Below are 3,155 nucleotides of genomic sequence, written 5' to 3'. Positions count from 1 at the left end.
AGTGCGGCATCCTCTACGACGTGACGCGCGCTCAACGCACGGTCGTCAATTGCTCTATTGGGAAGCACACGAGTAAAAAGGTTGTCGCGGCGCGCCTCCATCCTTTGGGCGCGGTGCTTGATTTCCCAGGCTAGGCCATTGATGGCGTTGGCGTGTGCACTCTCGTCCATCGTCTCGCTGACAAGGGCGAGCGCATCGGCAAACCCATCGATCGCTCTTAAATCCCCTTCCATTTCGCGAGCCGCGTTGAAAATCTGATCGTCTAACCGGTTTCGCGTGGTCGGAGTTCAATAATTTCTGCCAAGGTCCCCATTTCCCTACCGGAAGTGAGAACAGCCTGCGCGGCAGAAAGTTTATGAATTGATGGCTCCTGGATCGTCTCAGCTGCGCTAAGCGTCGGTATCGTCCCCGCCAAAATCGCCGCCGTCATCATCCTGATCCTGATCTTGATCTTGATCCTGGGCGTCCTGCGCTTGGGCCTCGTCGTCCTGGTCCTGATCTTGATCCTGGTCCCGATCTTGTTGCGCCAGATAGCTGTCGGCGGCGCTGCCGCTAGCCCTCCCGAGCGCGCTCCGCTCTTGTCCGCCAAGGCCGGCATGATCACCGAACACTGAACGGATGCTGTTGAGTAGGAGCCCGCCGCCGATCACGCCCGCTGCTGTCGAAGCGGCCGTGCCGAGAAACGATCCGCCCGGTGCCAGACCGGGACCCGGACGATAGGGCGGAGCCGTAGTGGACGAAGATTGTGCTGGTGCGCGCACCGATGGTACCGAGCCTCGCAGGTCGCGCTTGCCGAGTAACTCGTCGCGCACGCTGTCCAAGAATCCGCCATGCTGTTGCGATTCGTCAGCAGTCTGCGCCTGCAACTCCTCGATCCGCGCATTGGCGCGCTTGAGCGCCTCATCTTGAACCAACGCCGTCTGCACGAGCGCGTAGATTGCGTGCGGCGCCTCTCTCAGTCCATCCGCGATCAGGCGCTCGGCACTCGGGTCGCGGGGATTATTTTCCAGCTGGGCCAAACGATGGAACAATTCGTTCACGAGTTCCTGCTCTTGCGGGGTCATCGCGGCTCTCCTCGCGTCTACGGCTGGTTATGTGGGGCACTGGCTTGGGTCACGGGAGAGGGGGCCACAAGAATGTCGCGACGAACCACAGAACCGGAGCCCTCTGGTAAGCCCTGGTGGACAGGGCCCCGGTGGTTCGTACCCAACTCTCCATCGGGCCGCCAAATATATTGAATGAGTCGATTTTGATTAGAGGTATTGGAAACGTGAGGCGTGCAATGATGGTATCCTCGCCGGCCTCTCATAGGCCTGATTACTCGCGCAGTTTGAACCAAGTCAGGACCGGCACGCCTTTGATTTATTTGTCGCAATAAGAAACGGCTTGCTCATTTCAACGGGAAGCTTGAAGCGTACCAGACAAATGCGGCTCAAAATTTGATCGTATCTGAACGGCCGCCAATTTTGTACGCGATGCCGGCGCGCAGATCGCTGATCGGCAAACGATCGGACGCCCCGGATGTGTTGGTTGCGGTGCTCCCGAAGCCCGAAGTCTCAAGACTCGCATAGCGATATTCAATACGGCCAACGACACTGTCGGTGAATGCGTAATCGACGCCTAACCCGGCGGTCCAACCTGTCGACCTCCCACCATTGTTGAAAAATGGCGCGGCACCGACGAGAGCGTAAGATGTCAAGGGATTCCCCCAGGCCCAACCGCCGGTGCCAAACACGAGGAAACGGTCAAACGCCAATCCCAAGCGGCCCCGGACTGAGGCGTAATCCTTCACCGTCGTCGAAACCAAAAAAGGCCCCGACGGAAAAGTGCCGGCGGCACCAAGCGGCGCAAGTACTTGGTTGTTGCCGAGCAAATTGGACCATTGCCAATCGCCTTCGACGCCCAGCACAACCTTGTTGATTTGATAGTTGCCGCCCACGAAAAGCCCGGCAACAGGGCCATTCACGCGGTAGCTGAAGGGCGTCAACGGAGTGCCGATAGCGTCCAATAACGTCCCGTTGAATGTCGTCCAACCGAAACCGCCGTCGGCGCCAAAATAAATCCCGGTCCAGTCGTAGGTATAGCGACCAGGTGGGGACTTGTAGACCAGGGCTGATGACAGCGCTCCCGCAGGTGCGGCGGGCGGCGCGCCGGCGAACTGACCACTCGACGTGAACTTATAGTTCAGGCCGAATTCAACGGCACTCACGGTCGTTGTTGTTGTTGCCGCCAGTTGCGACAACGGAAGCGGTGCCGTTGATGTTCCGTAGCTTGTATGCCGATATTCGGCAAAGACGTTCCAATTCTGTGCGAATGCGTAAGCGATTCCGCCCCCGCCCGTCCAGCCCAGTAGACCCTTATTGACCGCTTCGTCTGTGCCTGCCGTGGCGTCGTTGAGTGTGCCGGTCAACTGGGTGCGGACGAACTGGGCGTTGGACCACGCAAAGCCGCCGGTCGCGTAGAACAAGATATTGTCGGCGGCGTAGCCGATCCGGCCGCGGATCGTTTCGCTGTCAAAGACGGTCGTCTGATTTGCGCTAATGCCTGAGGGATCCGATACCGCCACCGTCTTGGCGCCGCCCGACGACATGTCAGCCGCGACCCCGAGCACGATGCGCGACGGCAGCATGTAGTCGAAGCCGAGCTGAACACCACCGCCCCATTGTGTTGAGTTAAGGCCCGAAGCGGGGAACGGTGCTCCCGACACATTGTTGACCGCGCTGCTATTGCTTTTTAGCCAGCTCCTGTCGACGTAGGCGCCGACATAGAAGCCCGTCCAATCGTAGTTCGGCGCCGGACGCTGGTAGGTGGGCAACGCACGTTCGAACTCGGCAGCCATTCTCGGAATGTCGATGCTATCGATCGGTCCGGCGAGCGTGATCCGCACGGCCGTTGGGTCCAACGGATGGATCGAATAGTCCATAAAGCCGTTCTGGCAGACTGCCGCCGGCACCGTGGGCGCGCCGCTCGCGGGAAAACACTTGGCGAACAATGCATCGGAGGGCAGCAGTGCGCCGTAGGCGTAGCTGGCATTGTAGCTCGAGGAATTCAGCAGATTGAGCGCGTCAAGCTGGATGCGCCAGCCATTGGCGAACTGATACCCCACCCGGCCGTTGATCGTATTGACGGGCGGCGACTGAAATACGCCGTCCTCG

The 3,155-nt window shown here is 59.6% G+C and carries 3 protein-coding genes; all 3 read right to left on the bottom strand.

Annotation, left to right across the window (positions count from 1 at the left end; translation table 11 throughout):
* Positions 1 to 233 (bottom strand): hypothetical protein (locus tag VGY55_15535; GenBank protein ID HEV2971386.1); only part of this gene is annotated, 233 nt, incomplete at its 3' end.
* A gap of 156 nt (positions 234 to 389) precedes the next feature.
* On the bottom strand, positions 390 to 1,064 hold the full coding sequence (locus tag VGY55_15530) for a DUF2076 domain-containing protein (GenBank protein HEV2971385.1): 675 nt from the start codon (positions 1,062 to 1,064) through the stop codon (positions 390 to 392).
* Between the two features lie 368 nt (positions 1,065 to 1,432).
* A complete protein-coding gene (locus VGY55_15525) occupies positions 1,433 to 2,887 on the bottom strand; it encodes an outer membrane beta-barrel protein (GenBank protein ID HEV2971384.1) in 1,455 nt (484 codons plus the stop codon).
* Between the last annotated feature and the right edge of the window lie 268 nt (positions 2,888 to 3,155).

Source organism: Pirellulales bacterium (genome assembly GCA_035939775.1).
GTDB lineage: Bacteria > Planctomycetota > Planctomycetia > Pirellulales > DATAWG01 > DASZFO01.
This window is presented reverse-complemented; position numbering and strand designations above follow the sequence as displayed.